Annotated in this window: 14 protein-coding genes and 1 pseudogene; 12 read left to right on the top strand and 3 right to left on the bottom strand. The window is 65.7% G+C overall.

Features of this window, described 5'->3' with window-relative positions; all coding sequences use genetic code 11:
* Positions 1 to 115 precede the first annotated feature (115 nt).
* A complete protein-coding gene (locus E4K65_RS42945) occupies positions 116 to 670 on the bottom strand; it encodes a fasciclin domain-containing protein (RefSeq protein ID WP_092189471.1) in 555 nt (184 codons plus the stop codon).
* 425 nt (positions 671 to 1,095) lie between these two features.
* The gene (locus tag E4K65_RS42940; protein WP_135179238.1) at positions 1,096 to 1,857 is read right to left on the bottom strand and encodes an SDR family oxidoreductase; all 762 of its coding nucleotides are present in this window, start codon (positions 1,855 to 1,857) and stop codon (positions 1,096 to 1,098) included.
* Between the two features lie 86 nt (positions 1,858 to 1,943).
* Between E4K65_RS42940 and E4K65_RS42935 the strand changes: the two genes are divergently transcribed.
* A complete protein-coding gene (locus tag E4K65_RS42935; RefSeq protein WP_135179237.1) occupies positions 1,944 to 3,473 on the top strand; it encodes a malonate--CoA ligase in 1,530 nt (509 codons plus the stop codon).
* Positions 3,474 to 3,645: 172 nt separating this feature from the next.
* Here the strand turns inward: E4K65_RS42935 and E4K65_RS42930 are convergent, their stop codons facing one another.
* Positions 3,646 to 4,506 (bottom strand): sulfite exporter TauE/SafE family protein, encoded by an 861-nt coding sequence (locus E4K65_RS42930; protein ID WP_167771616.1) that lies wholly within the window; start codon positions 4,504 to 4,506, stop codon positions 3,646 to 3,648.
* Positions 4,507 to 4,607: 101 nt separating this feature from the next.
* Here E4K65_RS42930 and E4K65_RS42925 point away from each other — a divergent pair, with 101 nt between their 5' ends.
* The 11 genes and pseudogenes from E4K65_RS42925 to E4K65_RS42875 all read left to right on the top strand — a co-directional run.
* On the top strand, positions 4,608 to 5,510 hold the full coding sequence (locus E4K65_RS42925; RefSeq protein WP_167771610.1) for a LysR family transcriptional regulator: 903 nt from the start codon (positions 4,608 to 4,610) through the stop codon (positions 5,508 to 5,510).
* 416 nt (positions 5,511 to 5,926) lie between these two features.
* Entirely contained in the window at positions 5,927 to 6,325 is a 399-nt protein-coding gene (gene sdhC / locus E4K65_RS42920) for a succinate dehydrogenase, cytochrome b556 subunit (RefSeq protein ID WP_135179235.1), read from the top strand.
* Positions 6,322 to 6,726, top strand: coding sequence for a succinate dehydrogenase, hydrophobic membrane anchor protein (gene sdhD, locus E4K65_RS42915; RefSeq protein WP_027543902.1), 405 nt, complete (start codon positions 6,322 to 6,324; stop codon positions 6,724 to 6,726). The genes sdhC and sdhD overlap by 4 nt, the downstream gene beginning before the upstream one ends.
* A gap of 3 nt (positions 6,727 to 6,729) precedes the next feature.
* Positions 6,730 to 8,565, top strand: a complete 1,836-nt coding sequence (gene sdhA / locus E4K65_RS42910; RefSeq protein WP_135179234.1) for a succinate dehydrogenase flavoprotein subunit — start codon at positions 6,730 to 6,732, stop codon at positions 8,563 to 8,565.
* A gap of 101 nt (positions 8,566 to 8,666) precedes the next feature.
* Entirely contained in the window at positions 8,667 to 9,449 is a 783-nt protein-coding gene (locus tag E4K65_RS42905) for a succinate dehydrogenase iron-sulfur subunit (protein ID WP_027543900.1), read from the top strand.
* A 190-nt stretch (positions 9,450 to 9,639) separates the two neighbouring features.
* Positions 9,640 to 11,769 carry an ATP-binding protein gene (locus tag E4K65_RS42900; RefSeq protein ID WP_135179233.1) on the top strand — a complete coding sequence of 710 codons (2,130 nt, stop codon included), beginning with the start codon at positions 9,640 to 9,642 and terminating at the stop codon, positions 11,767 to 11,769.
* A 52-nt stretch (positions 11,770 to 11,821) separates the two neighbouring features.
* A complete protein-coding gene (locus E4K65_RS42895; RefSeq protein WP_135179232.1) occupies positions 11,822 to 13,780 on the top strand; it encodes an ABC transporter ATP-binding protein/permease in 1,959 nt (652 codons plus the stop codon).
* A gap of 164 nt (positions 13,781 to 13,944) precedes the next feature.
* A complete protein-coding gene (locus tag E4K65_RS42890; protein ID WP_167771609.1) occupies positions 13,945 to 14,769 on the top strand; it encodes an FkbM family methyltransferase in 825 nt (274 codons plus the stop codon).
* Positions 14,770 to 14,793: 24 nt separating this feature from the next.
* Positions 14,794 to 15,147, top strand: coding sequence for a VOC family protein (locus E4K65_RS42885; RefSeq protein ID WP_135179230.1), 354 nt, complete (start codon positions 14,794 to 14,796; stop codon positions 15,145 to 15,147).
* Between the two features lie 85 nt (positions 15,148 to 15,232).
* Positions 15,233 to 15,475: a hypothetical protein gene (locus E4K65_RS49170; RefSeq protein WP_167771608.1), complete on the top strand. Its 243-nt coding sequence runs from the start codon at positions 15,233 to 15,235 to the stop codon at positions 15,473 to 15,475.
* A gap of 186 nt (positions 15,476 to 15,661) precedes the next feature.
* Positions 15,662 to 15,978: pseudogene (locus E4K65_RS42875) on the top strand (OmpA family protein); the annotation flags it as partial.

Raw genomic sequence — 15,978 nt, 5'->3', positions numbered from 1 at the left:
CGCCGACGATCGAATCGATGCCGGCGGGCTATCGCGGTCACAATAAAGCGAGCCGGGTGCCCCCGGCTCGCCGTTTCGTCGCACCCTGCCGGGGATGAAACAGGATGCCGCGGTGTTACGTCGCCGGCATCAGCACGGTGTCGACCACATGGATCACGCCGTTCGACTGGTTGACGTTGGAAATCGTCACCATCGAGGTGCCGCCCTTGGCGTCGATGATCCAGACCTTGCCGTCCATCTTCTTCACCGTCAGCTCCTCGCCTTCCGCCGTCTTCAGCTTTTTGCCGTCGGTGAGGTCGGAGGCCTCGAGCTTGCCTGGCACGACATGGTAGGTGAGGATCTTGGTCAGGGTCGCCTTGTTCTCAGGCTTGACCAGGGTGTCGACGGTGCCGGCCGGCAGCTTGCCGAAGGCGGCGTTGGTCGGCGCGAACACCGTGAACGGGCCCTTGCTTTCCAGCGTCGGCACGAGACCGGCCGCCTTCACCGCCGCCACCAGCGTGGTGTGGTCCTTCGAATTGACGGCGTTCTGGACGATGTTCTTGGACGGGAACATCGCGGCGCCGCCAACCATGACGGTCTTCTCCTCGGCGCGAACGGGCGCGACGACGGTCGCGGTGATGGCGAGGGCGCTGAAGGCGGCGGCCGCGAGATAGGCAATACGCTTCGACATGGAAGGTCTCCCGATTGAATTGAGCCCGGCAACGGCCGGTGCTTGAGTTGGGGCAACAACGGCGGCTGCGGCAGTTTGACGTGAAGCAGCAGCGCCGTCGTTGGACCGAACTACGGGAGGGTTTGCGAAGCGGTTTCGGGGAAAAATTCTTTGTGATGCGTGAAACTATGCGCGGGGTGCTTCGTGTGGTGCGCGGGCGCGGTCCACACACTGCGCTGTCGTCCCGGACAAGCGCAGCTCCCGACAACGCGCAGCGTTGTCTGGAGCGGAGCGCAGAGCCGGGACCCATAACCCCAGGAAGATAACGTGGCACGAGCTGGCAACCACGAGTCTTCGCCAAACTCCTCCCTCTGGGTATGGGTCCCGGGCTCGCGACTTCGTCGCGCCCCGGGACGACGAGTGGAGATTGTGGCGCGCGCTATACCTCAATCCCTGCTCAACGGCGTCTGGACGAATCCGCGATTATGCGTCGGGCTGATCAGGAGCTCGTTGATGCAGACGCGCGCCGGCATCGACGCGATGAAGGCGATGGTGCGACCGAGATCTTCGGACTGCAGCATCCTGGCCTGCTCCTCCTCGCTCGGCACCACCGGGCGCAGCTTCAGGATCGGGGTCGCCACCTCGCCCGGCATCAGGCAGCAGGCGCGCAGGCCGTTGACGCATTCGTCCATGTTGAAGGAATGGGTCAGCGCCAGCACCGCGTGCTTGGTCGTGGTGTAGGCCGGGCCCGGCATCTTCGAGACGTGGCGGCCGGCCCAGGACGAGACGTTGATGATCGAGCCGTCCTTTTGCTTGCGCATCGTCGGCAGCACCGCGCGCATGCAATAGAGCACGCCGTTGAGGTTGACCTGGACCAGCTTGTCCCAGCCCTCCAGTTCCATGTCCTTCCAGCTCCGCTTGGGGACATTGATGCCGGCATTGTTGACCAGGAGGTCGATGCGGCCATGCTTCGCGACGATCTGGTCGGCCGCCTTCTGGGCCTCGTCCGCGTTGGACACGTCCAGCGCGACGGCCTCGGCCGCCCCGCCCGCCCCGGTGATCTTGGCAACCACGGTATCCAGGGCTGACTGGCGCCGGCCCGACACCACCACCGTCCAGCCGTCGGCCGCTAACGCCTCGGCGCCGGCCTCCCCGATCCCGCTGCCCCCGCCCGTGACCCAGGCCACGCGTTTCCCGTTTTTTGTCATGCCAACTGTCTCCGTTGCTTCATCGGGGCGGTTTTTGCTAATCCAGCCCTCGGTTTTGACCGACCTTGCGGTCCAGGAAATCTTGCATGAACCAAGCTGCCAACGCCAACCTGTTTTCCCGCCTGTTCGACGGCCTGGACGATCCCAAACGCCTCGCCATCGAGACGCATGACGGCGCCCGTATCAGCTATGGCGATCTGGTTGCGCGGGCCGGGCAGATGGCGAACGTGCTGGTCGCGCGCGGCGTGAAGCCCGGCGACCGCGTCGCGGTGCAGGTCGAGAAATCGGTCGCGAACATCGTGCTGTATCTCGCCACGGTGCGGGCCGGCGCGGTCTACCTGCCGCTCAACACCGCCTATACGCTGAACGAGCTCGATTACTTCATCGGCGATGCCGAGCCGTCGCTGGTGGTCTGCGATCCCTCCAAGGCGGAAGGCCTCACCCCGATCGCCGCCAAGGTTAAGGCTGGGGTCGAGACGCTCGGCCCCGACGGCAAGGGCTCGCTGACGGAGGCCGCCGACAAGGCGAGCAGCGAGTTCGCGACCGTTGCGCGGGCGAGCGACGATCTCGCCGCGATCCTCTACACGTCGGGCACCACCGGCCGCTCCAAGGGCGCGATGCTCACCCACGACAATCTCGCGTCGAACTCGCTGAGTCTCGTCGGCTACTGGCGCTTCACCGACAAGGACGTGCTGATCCACGCGCTGCCGATCTACCATACGCACGGCCTGTTCGTGGCGACCAACGTGACGCTGTTTTCGCGGGCGTCGATGATCTTCCTGCCGAAGCTCGACCCTGACCTGATCATCAAGCTGATGGCGCGCGCCACCGTGCTGATGGGCGTGCCGACCTTCTACACGCGCCTCCTGCAAAATGCCGCGCTGTCGCGCGAGACCACCAAGCATATGCGGCTGTTCATTTCGGGCTCGGCGCCGCTGCTCGCCGAAACCCACCGCGATTGGTCCGCGCGCACCGGGCACGCGGTGCTCGAGCGCTACGGCATGACCGAGACCAACATGAACACATCGAACCCCTATGACGGCGAGCGCGTGCCCGGCGCGGTCGGCTTTCCCCTGCCCGGCGTCTCCGTGCGCGTGACCGACCCCGAGACGGGCAAGGAGCTGCCGCGCGAGGAGATCGGCATGATCGAGGTCAAGGGCCCGAACGTGTTCAAGGGCTACTGGCGCATGCCGGAGAAGACCAAGGCCGAATTCCGGCCCGACGGCTTCTTCATCACCGGCGACCTCGGCAAGATCGACGGCAAGGGCTACGTCCACATCCTCGGTCGCGGCAAGGATCTCGTCATCTCCGGCGGCTTCAACGTCTATCCGAAAGAGATCGAGAGCGAGATCGACGCGATGCCCGGCGTGGTCGAATCCGCCGTGATCGGCGTGCCGCATGCCGATTTCGGCGAAGGCGTCACCGCGGTTCTCGTCTGCAACAAGGGCACGGACGTCAGCGAAGCTTCGGTGCTGAAGGCGCTCGACGGGCGTCTGGCCAAATTCAAGATGCCCAAGCGCGTCTTCGTCGTCGACGAGCTGCCGCGCAACACCATGGGCAAGGTGCAGAAGAACGTGCTGCGGGATACCTACAAGGATATTTACGCGAAGAAGTGAGGCGTGGACTCGTCGAGGAGCCACCATACGACGCGCTGTCATGCCCCGCGAAAGCGGGGCATCCAGTATTCCAGAGGCGGCTATGATAGAACCGAGAGGCTGCGGCGTACTGGATTCCCCGCCTTCGCGGGGAATGACACTGAGGGCGTAGGACGCGCGTGCCCCAAACCTGTCACTGCCCGCCCACGAGGGTCATCACGAACCTGCTTCCGACAATAAACAGATAGCACCCGAACGCGGCCTCCAGCGTCCGCTTCGACATCGCATGCGCGGCTCTCACGCCGAGCGGCGCAGTGACGAGACTCATCGGCATCACCAGCACGGCGCCGATCAGCGAGACATAGCCGAGCGCGAACGGGATTTGCAGAGCTGCGATGCCGGGATAGGTCGCCGCTGCAGGCCAGCCGGCATAAATGTAGCCGAACGCGCCGGGGATCGAGATCAGCACCGCCAGCGCGGACGACGTTGCAACCGCCTGATGGATCGGCCGGCCGTAGAAGGTCATCAGCAGGTTCGAGAACAGGCCGCCGCCGATGCCCATCAACGTCGACAGGATGCCGACGCAGAAGCCGTAGATCCGCATCAACGGGCCCTTTGGCAGATCTTCGCCGAGCTTCCAAGCCTCGCGCGCGAAGATCAGCCGCACGGCGGCCGACCAGGCGACGCAGACGAACACGATCTTGAACAGCCGCTCCGGCGCGTAGCGCGCGACCACGCTGCCGGCGGCGACGCCGATCACGATCGGCAGCCACCAGACGCGCAGGATCGCCATGTCGACGGCGCCGCGCTTGTAATGCGCCTGGAACGAACGGATCGAGGTCGGGATGATCACGGCGAGCGAGGTGCCGACGCAGAGCGGCATGCGCACTTCGAGCGGGACGCCGGCAATGCGAAAGCACTCGTAGAATACGGGCACAAGAATCGCGCCGCCGCCGATGCCGAACACACCGGCCAGGAATCCCGAGAGCGCGCCGGTTGCGATCAGCAGCAGCGCGAGTTCGACGATCTCCTTGATATCAAGTCCCGCCATCAGCACGCCCAAAGCCTGTTCTCGAGAACAGGATAGACCCTTTCGTATTGCGCTACTATCGGCGAAGTTAGGTAGACTATCTTGCTGAAAACGGAAGGATGGCCATGGACCAGCTCGCGGCAATGGCGACCTTTATCCGGGCTGTCGACACCGGCAGCCTGTCCGCGGCGGCGCGGTCATTGCCGAGCTCGCTGACGGTGGTGAGCCGGCAGATTTCGGCGCTTGAGCAGCACTTCGGCACGCGCCTGCTGGTGCGTACGACGCGGCAGCTGGCGCTCACGGACGAGGGCCGCATGCTCTACGAACGCGCCAAATCGATCCTCGGCGAAGTCAAGGAGATCGAGGAGGCGCTGGCCGGCAGCCGCGAGCCGTCGGGACGCCTGCGCGTGAGTGCGCCGACATTGATGGGGCGCCTGCTGATCGCACCGCTGCTGGGCGACTTCCTGCGCGCCTGCCCCTCGCTGTCGGTCGATCTGCTGCTGGTTGATCGCAACGTCAACTTGATCGAGGAAGACATTCATCTGGCGCTTCGCGTCGGGCGCATTCCCGATTCCCAACTCGTGACGCGGAAACTCGCGGAGGTGCAGATGATCCATTGCGCCTCGCCTGGCTACCTCGCACGCCGCGGCGAACCGCAGAGCCCGTCCGATCTGCCGCAGCATGATTGCCTGGTGTTCTCCGATGCGCCCGGCGCGGCGACCTGGCGATTCGGCCGCGACGCGAGGGGCGGATCGAGAATCCGGATAGCGGGACGGCTCTGGGTCAACAGTCTCGACGCGCTCGCCACCGCCGCAGAGAACGGCGCCGGCATCGCCCGCGTGCCGTCATGGCAGGTCGAAAGGCAACTTGCCGATGGGCGCTTGCGTCGTCTGTTGCGTGAGCATGAACCTGCTCCGGCCCCGCTCCATGCGCTCTATCAGCCGTCGCGCCTGGGGTCGGCGAAGATTCGCGCATTCATCGATTTCCTGGTCGAGCGATGGCGCGGGAGCGATCCCCTCGGCCGGTGATTCCTGCGGCGGGGGGATGCAGGCTGCGCATATCCACCCGTCATGCGAAAAATCGATGCGCGTGGCGGAAATTGGACGTGGCTCGCCGGCCATTCGTGCCGGCTCGGGGCGTCATGAACTGACTGGTTCGAACCGTGGCTGGGCCGCGGCGGCCTAGAGCCGTTCCAATAGTAATTTCAATGCGCCTCGGCCGTCGTCACAAAGGGTGAACTTAGATTCTATTCTTAGTCGGCACACCATCGCTCTGGTATACCAAGCCCCTGATTGGCCTTGTTTCATCAACGCTGTAGCGCTGAACCACGGTTCGATTTATGGCGATTTGGTGATTGCGCAGGCCAAATCGACTCCGTAAATAGAGCCGACCTTTCGCGATCCCCGCGCGCCCCCTGCTGGGCCGCTACACAACATCAAAGCCCATGACCGCACGGATCGAACGACCGCTTTCACCACACATGCAAGTCTACCGCTGGACGTTGACGATGGCGCTGTCCATCGTCCATCGCGCCACCGGTATCGCCCTTTACGTCGGAACCCTGATGCTGGCCTGGTGGCTGATCGCTGCGGCCTCCGGCCCGGCCGCCTATGCCCACGTCCAGGCCTTCACCGGCAGCATCATCGGCCGGCTGATCATGTTCGGCTACACTTGGGCGCTGATGCACCATATGCTGAGCGGCATCCGGCACTTCGTGTGGGACCTCGGCTACGGCTTCAAGGCCAATGAGCGCGAAGCGTTGACCTGGGGCGCACTGATCGGCGGCATCGCGCTGACGGTGCTGATCTGGATCATTGCCTACGCGATCGGAGGTGGACGATGAGCACGGCCGATACGCCGAAGCGCAGCATGCGCACCCCGCTCGGCCGCGTCCGCAACCTCGGCGCGGCGCATTCCGGCACGTCCGATTTCTGGCGCCAGCGCCTGACTGCGGTGGCGATGGTGCTGCTGATGATCCCCGTGGTCGTCGTCATCATGATGCTGCTCGGCCGCAACCAGGCCTATGCCAAGCAGATCCTCGGCTCGCTGCCGATCGCCATCATCATGGTGCTCTTCATCATCGCCAGCGCCTGGCACATGAAGATCGGCATGCAGGTCGTGATCGAGGACTACGTCCACAACGAGAAGCTGAAGCTCGCTTCGATCATGCTCAACAATTTCTTCTCGATCGCGGTTGCGCTCGCCTCGATCTACGCGATTCTCCAACTGTCAGCCGGAGTGTAACCCATGGCCAACGAGACGAATGGCAAGGGCAACGGCGCTCCCGCCACCAACGGAAAAGCCTATCCGATCGAAGACCACACCTATGACGTCGTCGTGGTCGGCGCCGGCGGCGCGGGACTGCGCGCCGTGGTCGGCTGCGGCGAGGCGGGCCTGCGCACGGCCTGCATCACCAAGGTGTTTCCGACCCGCTCGCACACGGTGGCGGCGCAAGGCGGCATTTCCGCCTCGCTCGGCAACATGCACAAGGACGACTGGCGCTGGCACATGTACGACACCGTGAAGGGGTCGGACTGGCTGGGCGACCAGGATGCGATCGAATACATGGTGCGCAACGCGCCCGACGCGGTCTACGAGCTCGAGCATTGGGGCGTGCCGTTCTCGCGCACCGAGGACGGCAAGATCTACCAGCGCCCGTTCGGCGGCATGACCACCGAGTTCGGCAAGAGCCAGGCGCAGCGCACCTGCGCCGCCGCCGACCGCACCGGCCACGCCATGCTGCACACGATGTACGGCCAGTCGCTGCGCCACGCGGCCGAGTTCTTCATCGAGTTCTTCGCCATCGACCTGATCATGGACGACCAGGGCACCTGCCGCGGCGTCATCGCACTCAAGCTCGACGACGGCACGCTGCATCGCTTCCGCGCCCAGACCGTGATTCTCGCGACCGGCGGCTACGGCCGCGCCTACGCCTCCTGCACCTCGGCGCACACCTGCACCGGCGACGGCGGCGGCATGGTGCTGCGCGCCGGCCTGCCGATGCAGGACATGGAGTTCGTGCAGTTCCACCCGACCGGCATCTACGGCTCGGGCTGTCTCGTCACCGAAGGCGCGCGCGGCGAAGGCGGCTATCTCGTCAATTCCGAGGGCGAGCGCTTCATGGAGCGCTACGCGCCGTCGGCCAAGGACCTCGCCTCGCGCGACGTCGTCTCGCGCGCGATGACCATCGAGATCCGCGAAGGGCGCGGCGTCGGCAAGAAGAAGGACCACATCTTCCTTCATCTCGACCATCTCGATCCCGCGGTGCTGGCCGAGCGGCTGCCGGGCATCTCCGAATCCGCGAAGATCTTCGCCAATGTCGACGTGACGCGCGAGCCGATCCCGATCGTGCCGACCGTGCACTACAACATGGGCGGCATCCCGACGAACTATCACGGCGAAGTGCTGACCAAGAAGGACGGCGACGACAACGCCGTCATCCCCGGCCTGATGGCGATCGGCGAAGCGGCCTGCGTCTCCGTGCACGGCGCCAACCGTCTCGGCTCCAACTCGCTGATCGACCTCGTCGTGTTCGGCCGCGCCGCCGCGCTGCGCCTTGCCGAGAAGCTCACGCCGAACGCCAAGCAGCCCGAGCTGCCGGCGAACTCCGCCGAGCTCGCGCTCGGCCGCCTCGACCATTACCGCTACGCCTCCGGCGGCACGCCGACCGCAAAGCTGCGCGAAGGCATGCAGCACGTGATGCAGAACAACTGCGCCGTGTTCCGCACCGGCGAAGTCCTGAGCGAAGGCCAGAACCTGATCGAGAAGGTCCACAGCGGCATCACCGACATCGCCGTGTCCGACCGCTCGCTGGTGTGGAATTCGGACCTCGTCGAGACGCTGGAGTTCGACAATCTGATCTCGCAGGCGGTGGTGACGATGAACTCGGCCGCCAACCGCACCGAGAGCCGCGGCGCGCACGCCCGCGAGGATTTTTCCGAGCGCGACGACAAGAACTGGATGAAGCACACGCTGGCCTGGCTGGACGATGCCGGCAAGGTCAAGATCGAGTACCGCCCGGTTCACGACTACACCATGACCAACGACGTGCAGTACATCCCGCCCAAGGCGCGCGTGTACTGATCATTGCTTGTCATTGCCGGGCTTGACCCGGCAATCCATCCCTCAAAGATGGATGCGCGGGTCAAGCCCACGCATGACGGAAGAAACCAGAGGCAGCACTTATGGTTGAATTCGCACTTCCGAAGAACTCCAAGATCACCGGCGGCAAGACCTGGCCGAAGCCCGCGGGCGCGACCGAGGTTCGCGAGTTCAAGGTCTATCGCTGGAATCCGGACGACGGCAAGAATCCGAGCGTCGACACCTATTACGTCGACACCCATGATTGCGGTCCGATGGTGCTGGACGGCCTGATCTGGATCAAGAACAACATCGACCCGTCGCTGACCTTCCGCCGCTCCTGCCGCGAAGGCGTCTGCGGCTCCTGCGCCATGAACATCGACGGCCAGAACACCCTCGCCTGCACCCGCTCGATGCACGACGTGAAGGACGGCGCGGTGAAGATCAATCCGCTGCCGCACCAGCCGGTCGTGAAGGACCTCGTTCCCGACCTCACCAATTTCTACGCGCAGTATGCCTCCGTCGAGCCGTGGCTGAAGACGACCTCGCCGACGCCGCAGAAGGAATGGCGCCAGAGCCACGAGGACCGCGAGAAGCTCGACGGCCTCTACGAGTGCATCCTCTGCGCCTGCTGCTCGACCTCGTGCCCGAGCTATTGGTGGAATAGCGACCGCTATCTCGGCCCCGCCGCGCTGCTCCAGGCCAACCGCTGGGTATCCGATTCGCGCGATGAAGCGACCGGCGAGCGGCTCGACAATCTCGAGGACCCGTTCCGGCTCTACCGCTGCCATACCATCATGAACTGCGCCAAGGCCTGCCCGAAGGGTCTCAACCCGGCGGAAGCCATCGCCGAGCTCAAGCTCAAGATGGTCGAGCGGCAGATCTAGACGCCATTCACGCCTCGTCCCCGGCCGAGATGGCCGGGGCCTTCCGCGGCCGGCGTCAATTTGAGTAGATTTTTTCATCACTCCGCGCCGCGGGCGATTCCCGGGGAATACAACCACCGGTTCCCATCATAAGCGGCTTCCTTCCCAGCGGGAAATTCAGTTAAGCTCAGGTCCGGGGACCGGAGCGACTGTGCAGGGTGCGCAACGCAATTCGTTGAAGCTGTTGCAGTGGATGATGGCGGCATCCCTGGCATTGCCGATTGCCCTGTTCGCGATCGCCGCCACGATCTCCTACACATCGACAAAAAATATCGCCGACCGGGAGATCGAGCGCACGCTCGACGTCGCGCATGAGCATGCTCTCAAGGTGTTCGAGACGATCGACCGGAGTCTCGCCGAACTCAACGAGGTCGTGCGCGGCCTTCCCGACGACCTTGTCCGGGCGCGCGAAGCGGCGCTGCACCGCCGCCTGAAGCGGCTGGCCGATTCGCTGCCGCAGCTCAAATCGGCCTGGATCTTCGATGCGGAGGGAAAGGCGCTGGTCAACAGCCTCGCCTCGCCACCGCCGGAGCTGAGCTTTGCGGACCGCGACTACTTCTACGCCCATGTCGACCAGACCATCGGCACGTTCATCGGCGTGCCCCTGACGCCGCGTCCGCCCTATCAGGGCGCCCGCTTCTTCGGCGTGAGCCGCCGCCGCGACTCCGACGACGGCAGCTTCATCGGGGTGATCCAGGCCTCCGTCCTGCCGGAATATTTCGAGAGTTTCTACGCCAGGATCGGCTCCGATCCCGGCAGCTTCTTCGCGATGGGTCGCACCGACGGCGTGGTGCTGACGCATTTTCCGCGGCTCGACCGCGACCTCCGGCTCGATCCGGGCGGGCCGGTCGGCCGCGAGATCGCCGCGCACCCCGCGCACGGGCTGATGACCATCGTCTGGCCGTCGGACGGGATCGAGCGCCGCATCGGCTACAGGCGCATCGCCGAATATCCGATCTATGTCAGCGCGGGGTTCGAGACCTCGGCGATCCGCGCGCGCTGGTTCGCCACCATGGGCCAGCATCTGGTGTTCGGCATTCCCGCGACCGCATTGCTGTTCCTGCTGCTCGCGTTCGCCTTCCGGCGCACCCAGCATCTCCAGGCGGAAGCTGCCAAGCGGCGCGAGGCCGAGGAGGCGCTCAAGCACAGCCAGCGCCTGGAGGCGCTGGGCCAGCTCACCGGCGGCGTCGCGCACGACTTCAACAATCTTCTGACCGTGATCCGCGCCTCCGTCGACCTCTTGAACCGGCCGCAACTGACCGACGAACGGCGGCAGCGCTACATGACCGCGATCGCGGATGCGGTCGCGCGCGCTGCCAGGCTGACGTCGCAGCTGCTCGCCTTCGCGCGGCGCCAGACCCTGAAACCGGAGGTGTTCGACGTCGGCGAGCGGATGCGGTCGCTGCACGACATGCTCGCCACGCTGCTCGGCCCCGCGATCGAGATCGCGACGCAGCTGCCGGCGGAGCCGTGCCTCGTCAATGCCGATGCCAGCCAGTTCGAGACGGCGCTGATCAACATGGCGACCAATGCGCGCGATGCCATGCAGGGCAAGGGCCGGATCAGCTTCAAGGTCGAGGCGGCGACGACCGTTCCGGATGCGCTGGCGCATCTTCCGGGCGGTCGTGGCTTCGTCAGCGTCGTCGTAAGCGATACCGGAATCGGCATTCCGGCCGCGCGACTCGGGCGCGTCTTCGAGCCGTTCTTCACCACCAAGCAGGTCGGCCACGGCACAGGTCTTGGCCTTTCCCAGGTGTTTGGCTTTGCCCGGCAATCCGGCGGCGAGGTGACGGTCACAAGCGAAGTCGGCCAGGGCAGCACCTTCTCGCTCTATCTGCCGCGCGTGCCGGCGGACCTGCTGCCGCAGCAGCAGGCGCCGAACACGGCACCGGCGGTGCCGGGCAGCGGCATGTCGGTGCTGGTGGTCGAGGACAATATCGAGCTCGCCAACTTCGCCGCCGATGGACTCACCGAGCTCGGCTACAGCATCACCCTGGTCGACAATGCCGCCGACGCGCTCGCCGAGCTGGTCGTGGATATGGATCGCTTCGACGTCGTGTTCTCCGACGTGGTCATGCCCGGCATGACCGGGCTCGAACTGGCGCGGGCGATCCGCGATCGCGGCATCGGCGTGCCGGTCGTGCTGACCACCGGCTACAGCGAGGCGCTGGCGCAGGAAGGCAACCACGGTTTCGATCTCGTGCAAAAGCCTTATTCGATCGAGGAGCTGTCGCAGATCCTCCACCGCGCCGCGCGGGTGCGCGATGGCGCGGCCGAATAGCCCAGTCCCGGAACCGCAGGGAACCGACTGATTTCCCTCGCGTTGTCCGGCCATGCAGAAACCGGCCGGGAAGCGCGAAAAGGGCAAGAAGCCGCCCATCGTCGAAATCGAGGGCGAGACCGGCGAGGAGGTGGCGCCGCCGCCGCCCGAGGTGGTCGAACCCGATCCCGAGCTGTCGCCTGAAGAGGTCGAGCAGGCCCGCAAGGATTATCTGCTGACCCGCTTCTGGATCAGCGCGCGTGGCTTCTGGGGCCGCAAGGGTGATCGCCTCGCCTGGCCGTTCTCGATCGGCCTCGGCATGCTGATCGTCCTCACCGTCGGCTTCCAGTACAGCATCAATGTCTGGAACCGCGCGATCTTCGACGCCATCGAGCAGCGCGATGCGACCAGCGTGTTTCACCTCACCGCGGTGTTCTTTCCGCTTGCGATCGGCAGCATCGCGCTCGGCGTGGCGCAGGTGTTCGCCCGCATGGGCATCCAGCGGCGCTGGCGGGCATGGCTCACGGCGAGCGTGCTGACGCGGTGGCTCGCCAACGGCCGCTACTACCAGCTCAACCTCGTCGGCGGCGACCACCAGAATCCCGAATACCGGATCGCGGAGGACCTGCGCGTCGCGACCGATGCGCCGGTCGATTTCCTCGCCGGCGTCGCCTCGGCACTGCTGTCGGCCGCGACCTTCATCGTCGTGCTCTGGACCATCGGCGGCGCGCTCACGATCGCGCCCGGTGGATCGACCATCACCATTCCCGGCTTCCTCGTGATCGCTGCGATGCTCTACGCCGCGATCGCATCGAGCTCGATCCTGGTGATCGGCCGGCGCTTCGTGCAGGTCTCCGAAGACAAGAACCAGGCCGAGGCCGACCTCCGCTACACCCTGACGCGCGTGCGCGAGAACGGCGAAAGCATCGCGCTGCTCGGCGGCGAGGAGGAGGAGCGCGGCGGCATCGACCGCAATTTCACCAACGTGCTGCGGCAATGGGCGCGGCTCGCCGGCCAGCACATGCGCACCACGCTGGTGTCACAGGGATCGAACCTCGTTGCACCGGTCGTGCCTCTGCTGCTCTGCGCGCCCAAATTCCTCGACGGCAGCATGACACTCGGACAGGTGATGCAGGCGGCGTCCGCCTTCACCATCGTGCAGAGCGCGTTCGGCTGGCTGGTCGACAATTATCCGCGGCTCGCCGACTGGAATGCCTGCGCACACCGCATCGCCTCGCTGATGATGTCGGTCGACGGCCTCGAACGCGCCGAGCAGGGCGATGGCTTCGGCCGCATCAAGCGCGGCGAGACCAGCAACGAGGCGATGCTGGAGCTGAACGACCTCTCGGTCACGCTCGACGACGGCACGGCCGTGGTCGGCGAGACCGAGGTGGTGATCGAGGCCGGCGAACGCCTGCTGGTCGCCGGCGAATCCGGCACCGGCAAGAGCACGCTGGTGCGCGCCATTGCTGGGCTGTGGCCGTGGGGCGGCGGCAGCGTCAATCTCCACCCCGACCGGCGGCTGTTCATGCTGCCGCAGCGGCCTTACGTGCCCTCGGGATCCCTGCGCCGCGCGGTCGCCTATCCCGGAGCCGAAGACGACTGGACCCTCGCAGAAATTGGCGAAGCCCTGCGCAAGGTCGGCCTCGACCATCTCAAGGAGAAGATCGAGGAAGAGGGACCGTGGGACCAGACACTGTCCGGCGGCGAGAAGCAGCGCCTCGCCTTCGCGCGGCTCTTGCTGCACAGCCCCGACATCGTCGTCCTTGACGAGGCGACCTCGGCGCTCGACGAGAAGAGCCAGGACAAGATGATGAAGATGGTCACCGACGCGCTGCCGAAGGCGACCATCGTCAGCGTCGCGCACCGCGTCGAGCTGGAGGCCTTCCACAGCCGCAAGATCGTGCTGGAGCGCCGCAAGGGCGGCGCGAAACTCGTCAGCGACATCGACCTGATTCCGCGCAAGGGCAGGCGCAGGCTGCTCGGCCGCTTCCTGCGCCAGCGCAACGCTCCGCCGGGAAAGGCGGCGTGAAGTCCGTAGCCCGGATGGAGCGCAGCGTAATCCGGGGTCTCTCGCAAGCTGACAGACTTTCCCGGATTGCGCTGCGCTCCATCCGGGCTACAGACCGCTCGTGAAGATTGGAGTCCCCGGCAAAACCGGCTATGCATGCGCCGCTTGCAACGAGGACCACCTGCTTGACGCCCGACAACGCCCCTTCGTCCGCGCCATTCGGCACATATGCGCCGAATGCGGCGCAGGCCGCGATCATTCGCCTCGCGACGCAATCGGGGCTGAAGCGCGGCGCGTTCCGGCCCTGGCTGTCGCGGCTGGTGAATTTGCTGCGCGGCGGTCCGGTCGATGTGCAGTATCAGGGCGCCTCGTTCCGCTTCTACCACCAGGGCAGCGCGACCGAGCGCGGCGCGCTGTTCAACCCCGACTACAATCTCGACGAGCTCGACTTCCTGCGCCAGCACACCCCGTTGGGCGGCGTGTTCGTGGACGTCGGCGCCAATGTCGGCACGTTTGCCCTGGTGATGGCGCGGCAGGTCGGGCCCGCGGGCAAGGTGATCGCGATCGAGCCGCATCCGCTGACCTTCGGACGTCTCTCCTTCAACCATGCCGCATCGAAGGCGACGCAGGTCCGCCTGGTGCAGGCCGCAGCAGGCGACAGCGACGGCGAGCTGATGATCGAGAGCGGCGGCGGCAATCTCGGTGCCACCCATGTCGTCACCGGCGCGGCCAGCGCCGATGCGATCAAGGTCCCGTCGCTGCGGCTGACACGCATCCTCGACGAGGCCGGCGTCACGCAGGTCGATGCGCTCAAGATCGACGTCGAAGGCTTCGAGGACCGCGTGCTGATCGGCTTCTTCCGCGACGCGCCGCAGTCGCTGTGGCCACGGGCGGTGGTGATCGAGCATCTGTCACAAAAGGAATGGCAGCAGGATTGTATTGCCGACATGGTCTCGCGCGGCTTTGCGATCGCACGCAAGACACGAAGCAATACGTTTCTGTCACGCTGATAGGGGTGAACAACGGAGGTTGCGATGATCGACCATTTGGGTTTCTCCGTCTCTGACTATGAGCGCGCGAAGGCGTTCTATGCGAAGGCGCTGGCGCCGCTCGGCTACAGCCTGATCATGGAGGTCACGGCGGGCGCCGACGGCAAGCCGGATTTCTGGATTGGCGGCGAAGGCGCCATGAACAAGCCGGTGCATGTCGCGATCGCGGCCAAGGACCGCGCCACGGTCGACGCCTTCTACAAGGCGGCGATCGCGGCCGGCGGACGCGACAACGGACCGCCCGGCATCCGCCCGCACTATCATTCGAACTATTACGGCGCCTTCGTGCTGGACCCCGACGGCCACAACATCGAGGCCGTCTGTCACGCGCCCGAATAGGCGCGCAGTCCGGGACGACGCGACAGGGAACATCGGCGCGGCATCATCGTTGTCCTTCTCTGGACAACCGAACTCGATGATGCCGATGCCGATCGAACCGCCCGAGATTCCACCGGCAACACCGGGGACTCCCACCGAGCCGCCGCCGGCAATTCCGCCGGGCAATCCGCAGCCTGAAATCACACCTCCAGTGCGCGAGCCCGGCGAATCACCGCGGCCCGACGAATTGCCGGGCCGCATGCCTGAAGAGATTCCATCGCGCGGACCGGACGGACCGCGCGCGCCCAATCCCGCGACGGATGCAATGCCGCCGCGAGACCATAGATGAGGCGAAGCATCACATGTGAGGCAATTGAAACCTGCGTCTGAATGCGCAATGAACGTTGCGATAGTGAAGTGATTTGCGTGCAGAAATAAATCGGGCCACGACCGCTTCGCCCGCCACATTCCGGCCTAACGCGTATCTGTTCATCCCAACACTTCGTCAAAGAACCTTCCGGGGAAGTTCACCGCCATGACCAATCTTCGTTTCGTGCTGCTTGCGACGACGGCTCTGACCGCGATGCAATTGGCAAACACCGCATCGCATGCGCAGAGCGCGCCGCTCATCGTCGCACAGGCCCAGACCCAAGAGACCGGTCCTGACGGAAAACCGAAGCAGCCGCCGAAGGGGCCGCCTGCGGCCGCGCCGCCTGCAGCGCCCGCACGCCCGGCCGCGCCGCCGCCCGCGGCTGCGCCGCCCCACCCGCCCGCTGCGCCTCCGCCGGCTGCCGCACCGCCGCGCCCTGCGGCGGTGCGGCAGCCGGCGGAGGCGCAGCGGGCGGGTGGGGC

Source organism: Bradyrhizobium niftali, from assembly GCF_004571025.1.
GTDB classification, from domain to species: Bacteria; Pseudomonadota; Alphaproteobacteria; order Rhizobiales; family Xanthobacteraceae; genus Bradyrhizobium; species Bradyrhizobium niftali.
This window is presented reverse-complemented; position numbering and strand designations above follow the sequence as displayed.

What these genes read in the sequence shown, in the direction of transcription:
- E4K65_RS42945 (WP_092189471.1), bottom strand. Translation starts at nt 670, where the DNA reads ATGTCGAAGCGTATTGCCTATCTCGCGGCCGCCGCCTTCAGCGCCCTC.
- E4K65_RS42940 (WP_135179238.1), bottom strand. Translation starts at nt 1,857, where the DNA reads ATGACAAAAAACGGGAAACGCGTGGCCTGGGTCACGGGCGGGGGCAGC.
- E4K65_RS42935 (WP_135179237.1), top strand. Translation starts at nt 1,944, where the DNA reads ATGAACCAAGCTGCCAACGCCAACCTGTTTTCCCGCCTGTTCGACGGC.
- E4K65_RS42925 (WP_167771610.1), top strand. Translation starts at nt 4,608, where the DNA reads ATGGACCAGCTCGCGGCAATGGCGACCTTTATCCGGGCTGTCGACACC.
- sdhC (WP_135179235.1), top strand. Translation starts at nt 5,927, where the DNA reads ATGACCGCACGGATCGAACGACCGCTTTCACCACACATGCAAGTCTAC.
- sdhD (WP_027543902.1), top strand. Translation starts at nt 6,322, where the DNA reads ATGAGCACGGCCGATACGCCGAAGCGCAGCATGCGCACCCCGCTCGGC.
- sdhA (WP_135179234.1), top strand. Translation starts at nt 6,730, where the DNA reads ATGGCCAACGAGACGAATGGCAAGGGCAACGGCGCTCCCGCCACCAAC.
- E4K65_RS42905 (WP_027543900.1), top strand. Translation starts at nt 8,667, where the DNA reads ATGGTTGAATTCGCACTTCCGAAGAACTCCAAGATCACCGGCGGCAAG.
- E4K65_RS42895 (WP_135179232.1), top strand. Translation starts at nt 11,822, where the DNA reads ATGCAGAAACCGGCCGGGAAGCGCGAAAAGGGCAAGAAGCCGCCCATC.
- E4K65_RS42885 (WP_135179230.1), top strand. Translation starts at nt 14,794, where the DNA reads ATGATCGACCATTTGGGTTTCTCCGTCTCTGACTATGAGCGCGCGAAG.
- E4K65_RS49170 (WP_167771608.1), top strand. Translation starts at nt 15,233, where the DNA reads ATGCCGATCGAACCGCCCGAGATTCCACCGGCAACACCGGGGACTCCC.